General features: G+C 55.7%; 6 protein-coding genes. 2 read left to right on the top strand and 4 right to left on the bottom strand.

Going from position 1 to position 7,140, the window contains the following annotated elements:
• Window positions 1-787 (top strand): tRNA (guanosine(18)-2'-O)-methyltransferase TrmH (gene trmH, locus MDG893_RS19945; protein ID WP_244264463.1); only part of this gene is annotated, 787 nt, incomplete at its 5' end.
• 162 nt (window positions 788-949) lie between these two features.
• Here trmH and MDG893_RS19940 read toward each other — a convergent pair.
• The 4 genes from MDG893_RS19940 to MDG893_RS19925 form a co-directional block, all read right to left on the bottom strand.
• On the bottom strand, window positions 950-1,966 hold the full coding sequence (locus MDG893_RS19940) for a nucleoid-associated protein (RefSeq protein ID WP_007155650.1): 1,017 nt from the start codon (window positions 1,964-1,966) through the stop codon (window positions 950-952).
• A gap of 161 nt (window positions 1,967-2,127) precedes the next feature.
• Window positions 2,128-3,786 (bottom strand): sulfate adenylyltransferase subunit CysN, encoded by a 1,659-nt coding sequence (gene cysN / locus MDG893_RS19935; protein ID WP_007155649.1) that lies wholly within the window; start codon window positions 3,784-3,786, stop codon window positions 2,128-2,130.
• Window position 3,787: 1 nt separating this feature from the next.
• The gene (cysD, locus tag MDG893_RS19930; protein ID WP_007155648.1) at window positions 3,788-4,696 is read right to left on the bottom strand and encodes a sulfate adenylyltransferase subunit CysD; all 909 of its coding nucleotides are present in this window, start codon (window positions 4,694-4,696) and stop codon (window positions 3,788-3,790) included.
• 163 nt (window positions 4,697-4,859) lie between these two features.
• Window positions 4,860-5,264, bottom strand: a complete 405-nt coding sequence (locus MDG893_RS19925) for a PilZ domain-containing protein (RefSeq protein WP_007155647.1) — start codon at window positions 5,262-5,264, stop codon at window positions 4,860-4,862.
• A gap of 402 nt (window positions 5,265-5,666) precedes the next feature.
• Here MDG893_RS19925 and rimO point away from each other — a divergent pair, with 402 nt between their 5' ends.
• Window positions 5,667-7,010: a 30S ribosomal protein S12 methylthiotransferase RimO gene (gene rimO, locus MDG893_RS19920; RefSeq protein ID WP_007155646.1), complete on the top strand. Its 1,344-nt coding sequence runs from the start codon at window positions 5,667-5,669 to the stop codon at window positions 7,008-7,010.
• Window positions 7,011-7,140 lie beyond the last annotated feature (130 nt).

The following is a 7,140-nucleotide window of genomic DNA, read 5'->3' as shown; positions in this document are numbered from 1 at the left end:
CTTCCCCATTCAATGTGATAAGCCTCATTTACTAAACGCCCAAACAACCATGACCCCCGAACGCTTAGCCCGAATCAAACAAACCCTGGATACTCGCCAGCCCGATCTCAGCGTCCTCACCGACCAGGTGCACAAACCCCGCAATCTGTCGGCCATCATCCGCTCCTGCGATGCCTTTGGTCTTGCTAACATGCACGTGGTCTGGCCGCGGGAAGGTTTCCGGGCCTTCCGCAAAACCGCTGGAGGCAGCTACAACTGGGTGACCACCCACACGCACCCCACCATGGACGATGCCGTTTCAGAGCTGAAAGGGCAGGGCCACAAACTCTACGCAGCACAGCTTTCAGATCGGGCAATTGACTATCGGGAAGCGGATTTTACCGTGCCCTGCACGGTGATCATGGGTAATGAAGTGGATGGTGTCAGCCACGGCGCCGCCGAACAGGCCGACGAGCATATTGTGATACCCATGATGGGCATGGTGGAGTCCCTGAACGTATCCTCGGCTTGCGCGATTATCCTGTCCGAAGCACAGCGGCAGCGGAAACTGGCGGGCCTGTATGACCACCAGAGGTTAGCGGACGACGAGTACACACGCCTGTTGTTCTGCTGGTGCCAGCCGGTCGTAAAGCGATACTGCGACGACCGGAACCTGCCGTATCCGCCCATCGACCCGGAAACCGGTGAATTGGTGGATGGCGTAGGCTGGATGCAGGAAGTCCGGAAGCTGCGAGCAAACCGCCCACGTTGGACAGACACGGCTACCGAAGTAACCGATGAGTCATAAATAAAGCCTTGGCGCTAACTCGTGATTAAATCGGTCACGGTGTGGGGTAGCATTTTCTGCAGGAAAAAGGTGTCCGAGCGCAGCGAGTTCTTTTTCCAGAAGAAAATGCTACCCCATGGCGGGACCAGCCCCCAAAGCCATCCGGCTAAAAGGCCAGCAACATCACTCTTCACGCCCCTCCAGATACCGCTGCAACTGCTCCCGCAACGCTTTAGGCAACCGTGTAATCGTCAGTGCGTCGTTATCACGGTCATAATAAACCGCCTGATTTACCAGATCCGACGAGAACGACACACTCATGCCACCACCCGAGCCCGCAATCCGCACAAGCTTCTTCACCTTCCGATGATCCGGATGCAGCACCCCACTTTCCGGCAGCTCAGCGGTTTCACTGGCAAACTCCTTGAAACGCTGGGGCTCGTTCTCGTCCAGATAGCCCGACAGAGCTTCAATGGCCACAGGCTCACCCAACGCATGCTGCTCCTTTGAAAACTCATAAGCCCGCGCCCGAATCTTACCCGCTTCCTCCGGCTCGGAAGACTTGGCGAAGGCTTCCACCGCATCCATGAACGTCAGCGTTTCCTTCTCCACATCCACCTGATTGGTGAAGCCGCACAACCTGATGAACAGATCACCACCCTCGCCGGAACCACGGGCGTGGACCAGCGTAAGGTAATTTTCGCCGGCGTTGTCACCCAGCCAGTCGTCCAATTCCACGCGCACCGCCAGATTCAGCCGCGACAGGCTCAGGATGTCTGTGGCGTCCAACGTTTGCTGGGCATCAAAACGCATGGCACTGTCGTTTTCCAGGATAAACAGATAAACCACCTCCGCATCCGCCAGGGCTTCGTGGACAATCATCAGATGTCCCTCAAACTCCTCCTGGGCGCTGTTAAGCAGTTCCTGCCACTGGCCGAACAGACGGTCAGTCATCGACGCAAAGCTCTGCTTATCCTCCCGGTAGTCCTTCAGCCAGCTGCTGAACGGACTTTCACCGATATCCTCGGAAAAACGACCGTACTTCTTTCCCGGCTTACTGTTGAACAGGCGCTTCATCTGTTTATGAAGCGCCTCATAGTCACCACCCGGCTCGGCCAATGCCTCGCCGGGACGAACACGCGCTGGCTGTCCGGGCTGATACTGGCTGGCGAAGAGAGTTCGAAGCTGTTTGATGGCCATGGAGTCGAGAGTCCCTTGGTTGATAGAGCGTGTAGGGGCTGAGGGTAAACCTTCAGGGGGAGGCATTGTAGTGGATTTTGTAGGCCGCGGGACCAGCCCCCAAAAGAAAAAGCCCCCAAGGTTTAAGGCCAAGGGGGCTGCATGAAGTCCCGTAATACGGGTTAAACCCGTTTATGCCGCATCAGGTCCTGAATCAGCGAAGTCACAGCTTCAGTAATCTGCTGATCATCGTCTGCAGAAACAGACGCCGACGCCACATCCGCACCCAGGTTCACCGCAATGGCAATCAGGCCATGGGCACTGACCACCTGCGCTGCGCGACGACGGTCTTCGGCATTGCCGGCATTGTCCTCGCTGAGTACAACGGACGTCTTGCCCTGGTCGAACAGCGCCCGTTCAACCGCCAGGGCCAGCGCCGCTGCCTGCTTGCCATTACAGGCAATGATGGCAGGCTTCTGGGCCAGACGGCGTTCGCGCTCCTCGCTGGTTACCGGGTCCAGCGATTCAACCGTGCCAGCAGTGCCGGCAATCATACCCGCCCCAACCGTCACATTGGTCAGCCGGTCGATCACAATGAAGCTGCCTGTGGCGTGGTTGCGCGGATAGGCATCAAACGCAATGGGCTGGCTCAGGGTCAGCTCACACAGTCCGATTTCGTTCAACTGAAGGGCAGACGGATTGTCGTTCTTCTCCAGTGTGTTGACGTCGGTCTGGTGATGAATTTTTTTGACGGTGGCAGAGGTAAACGTCGGCCCGAGTTTGATGTCGTACAGGCGCCCGGTCTCTAGCGGGCCGTCCGTCATCCAAACAATATTGGCGGTGAAGCGGTTGCCCACTTCAGGCTCATCCTCTGCCTTAACCAGCATGTCTCCTCGGCTGACATCGATCTCGTCGGTCAGTGTCAGCGTGACTGCCTGATCGATGTAGGCTTCTTCCAGATTGCCATCAAACGTCACGACATCCTTGACGGTGCTGGTACGCCGGGAGGGCAGGGCCATTACCTTGTCGCCCGGGCGGATTACGCCGGACGCAATCGTTCCGCAGAATCCACGGAAGTTCAGGTTTGGGCGCGTCACGTACTGGACGGGGAAGCGGAAGTGCTCCAGATTTTTGTCGTGGGATACTTCCACGGTCTCCAGAATGTCCATCAGTGGCTGGCCGTCGAACCAGGGCGTGTTCTCACTCCTGTTAACGACGTTGTCGCCTTCGAGCGCAGACAGCGGAACAAAGCGAATATCCTTCAAGCCAAGCTGGTTGGCAAACGCCAGGTAGTCATCCTTGATTTCATTGAAGCGTTCTTCGCTGAAATCAACCAGATCCATTTTGTTCACTGCGACCACAATGTGGCGAATGCCAAGCAGGGAGGCAATGTAAGAGTGGCGGCGGGTCTGGGTCAGAACTCCGTGGCGCGCATCGATCATCAGGATTGCAACTTGAGCCGTCGATGCCCCTGTTGCCATGTTGCGAGTGTACTGCTCGTGGCCCGGAGTGTCTGCAATGATAAATTTGCGTTTATCGGTGGAGAAAAAGCGATAGGCAACATCAATAGTGATGCCTTGTTCCCGCTCGGCCTGCAGGCCATCGACCAAAAGGGCAAGGTCCAGCTTTTCGCCAGTCGTGCCCATTTTGGCGCTGTCGCTTTTCAGGCTTGCCATATGATCTTCATAGATCATCTTGGTGTCGTGCAGCAGGCGACCAATCAGGGTGCTCTTGCCGTCGTCCACACTGCCGCAGGTGAGTAGGCGCAGCAGTTCCTTATTTTCGTGTTGCTTCAGGTAGGCCTGAATATCTTCCGCAATCAGATCAGACTGGTGTGACATCTTAGAAATACCCTTCCCGCTTTTTCTGTTCCATGGAGCCGGCCGAATCGTGGTCGATTACGCGGCCCTGACGTTCGGAGCTGGTCGCCAGCAGCATTTCCTGGATGATCTCCGGCAGTGTGTCTGCCTCGGATTCAATGGCGCCGGTCAGTGGGTAACAGCCCAGAGTGCGGAAACGGATGGATTTCATCATCGGCTTTTCGCCTTCTTTCAAAGGCATGCGGTCGTCGTCGACCATGATCAGCGTGCCATCACGCTCTACGACGGGCCGCTTGGCGGAGTAGTAAAGTGGCACAATTTCAATGTTCTCGAGGTAGATGTACTGCCAGATATCCAGCTCGGTCCAGTTGGAGAGCGGGAATACCCGGATGCTCTCGCCTTTGTTGATCTTGCCGTTGTAGATGTTCCACAGCTCCGGGCGCTGGTTCTTCGGGTCCCAGCGGTGGTACTCGTCACGGAAGGAGTAGACACGTTCTTTGGCGCGGGATTTTTCCTCATCCCGGCGAGCGCCACCGAATGCGGCATCAAACTTATACTTGTCCAGGGCCTGTTTGAGGGCCTGGGTTTTCATCACGTCGGTGTGCTTGGCACTGCCGTGGGTAAAGGGGCCGATGCCTTGCTTGATACCGTCTTCGTTCTTGTGAACGATCAGGTCCAGACCGTATTCCTTAACCTTGCGGTCCCGGAAATCGATCATATCCTTGAACTTCCACGTGGTATCCACGTGCATTAACGGAAAGGGGGGCTTCCCGGGATAGAAGGCCTTGCGGGCCAGGTGCAGCATGACTGCAGAATCCTTCCCGATGGAATAGAGCATGACCGGGTTGTCGAACTCGGCTGCAACTTCCCGAATGATGTGGATGCTTTCCGCTTCCAGCTGTTTGAGGTGCGTCAGGTTGTAAGTGGTCATCGTATCCTGTTACCGCTTTGCGTGCCTCCAGATTCGATAGAGGCTGGGCGTGTGAATGCCGCAATGATACCAGATCAGGCCTTGGCATAAGAAGTCGGGTAACTAGAGTTTACTGCTATAACAATATAGCGGCAGGACAGGCTGAAGGGTAAAACTTCCGATTTCAGTGTGACGAGGTGGAAAGCAGTTTGCTGACGTAGTTGTTCACGTATTCAAAACCATTGCCTTCGAACTCCGCGAACTGGATGCCGAGCTGGAACTGGTCTCGGGCAATCCGTCGCATGTGGACGATGTTGCCTCCGGCGATCACTGAAACGGGTTGGTTGGCAACAACTGGTACAGAGAAGGTCGTGGTGACGGATATCCAGTTTCCGGGGGCCGGTGTTTTCTGGCCAGGGACCAGTTTTCTCACGGAATCCTGATCACAGAGAACCATCAGACCGGTTCGGGAAATGTTGGAGACTTTGCAGGTAAGGCAACTGCCGTCGGTTTTTTCAATCCGGGCTTCGGTAGCAACATCGACGCGTTGTTGGTTGCGTAGGTTTGGCTTGGCGGCAACTGGTTTCATAGACACTCTTCTTGCATCTCTGGTTTCAAAGCAGGCAGCCTTACCCATCGTTCAATCCTTTATTATTGTTACTCGCTGCCTTCTTTCTATACACGTGAGAAAGCCGCGCCAATGGTCATAAATATGCAACATGGCGAGCGCAAAAAACAGCAAGCGCTTGGTGTTTCGATCTTAACTTCCTGAAAGTCTAGTTGTTTGTTTGGTGATCAGCAAGTTGCCTGTCGCCAAAACTGTCAGATTTGTGAACTGGCTGTGAGCGTTGTGTTACCAAAATCGATGCGGAACTGTCGCGATCCTGCGAATACGATGAGCAGCGGTTGCTGACGGTGTCGGATTGGCTGCGGTAAACTACGCGCCAACATCCACCGGTGCCACTAACGGCGCCAAGATTTCGTGCAGGTTATGACAAACAAAATTTCATCCGTTCCCGCAGGCAGCGGAAAAGTGGGCTTTATCAGTCTCGGGTGCCCCAAGGCCCTGGTTGATTCCGAGCGCATCCTGACCCAGCTCCGGCTGGATGGCTACGATGTGGTGCCAACCTATAACGACGCTGATATCGTTGTGGTGAACACCTGTGGCTTCATCGACGCCGCCAAGCAGGAGTCCCTGGATGCCATTGGTGAAGCGATCAATGAAAATGGCAAGGTCATCGTAACCGGTTGCATGGGTGTTGAAGCGGAGAGAATACGTGACACTCACCCCGGCGTTCTCGCCGTGTCCGGCCCCCATGCCTACGAGGAAGTTGTTGGTGCGGTGCACCAGTTCGTGCCACCGAACAAGCAACACGATCCGTTCACGGACCTGGTGCCTCCTCAAGGTATCAAACTGACACCCCGGCATTACGCCTACCTGAAAATTTCCGAAGGCTGCAATCACCGCTGCACTTTCTGCATCATCCCGTCCATGCGTGGCGACCTGGTTAGCCGTCCGATTGGTGACGTGATGGATGAGGCCAAGCGCCTGGTGGACGCTGGCGTGAAAGAGCTTCTGGTGATCTCCCAGGACACTTCTGCCTACGGTGTCGACACCAAGTACCGTACCGGCTTCTGGCAGGGCCGCCCGTTGAAAACCAAAATGCAGTCCCTGTGTGAGGCGTTGGGCGAAATGGGCGTTTGGGTACGCCTGCATTACGTTTACCCCTATCCGCACGTGGACGATGTAATCCCGCTGATGGCGGAGGGCAAAATCCTGCCGTACCTGGATATCCCGTTCCAGCACGCCAGCCCCAAAGTGCTCAAGGCCATGAAACGACCGGCCCATGACAGCAAGACTCTGGAGCGCATTCGCAAGTGGCGTGACATCTGCCCGGAGCTCACCATCCGTTCTACCTTTATTGTCGGTTTCCCCGGCGAAACAGAGGAGGATTTCCAGTACCTGCTGGATTGGCTGGATGAGGCGCAGCTTGATCGGGTTGGTGCCTTCAAGTACAGCCCGGTAGAAGGGGCAAAGGCCAACGAGATTGAAGGGGCGGTTCCGGAAGAGGTGAAGGAAGAGCGCTTGGCCCGGTTCATGGAAAAGCAGGCTGGAATATCAGCGGCCCGCTTACGGGCGAAAATCGGTCAGACTATTGACGTTCTTATTGACGAAGTCGACGAAGAAGGTGCCATCGGCCGCTCCAAGGCGGATGCGCCGGAGATTGACGGCATGGTTTATCTCAACGACGAAACTGGTCTTGTTCCGGGACAGATTGTTCAGGCTATGGTTGAGCATGCGGATGAGCATGATCTATGGGCCAGTCTGGTTTGATGGGCCCTCTAGCCTGCTTGTATATGAGTTAACGCACAGGTGGGGACGGCTTTCCAAAACACGCTCCTTCGGCACATCCATGTGACGCTTGGACTCCGCCATCCATGGCTCCGTACAGTTTTGGAAAGCC

Source organism: Marinobacter algicola DG893 (assembly GCF_000170835.1).
Classification (GTDB): Bacteria; Pseudomonadota; Gammaproteobacteria; order Pseudomonadales; family Oleiphilaceae; genus Marinobacter; species Marinobacter algicola.
The sequence above is the reverse complement of the archived record's forward strand: the minus strand, read 5'-3'. Positions and strand labels throughout refer to the sequence as shown.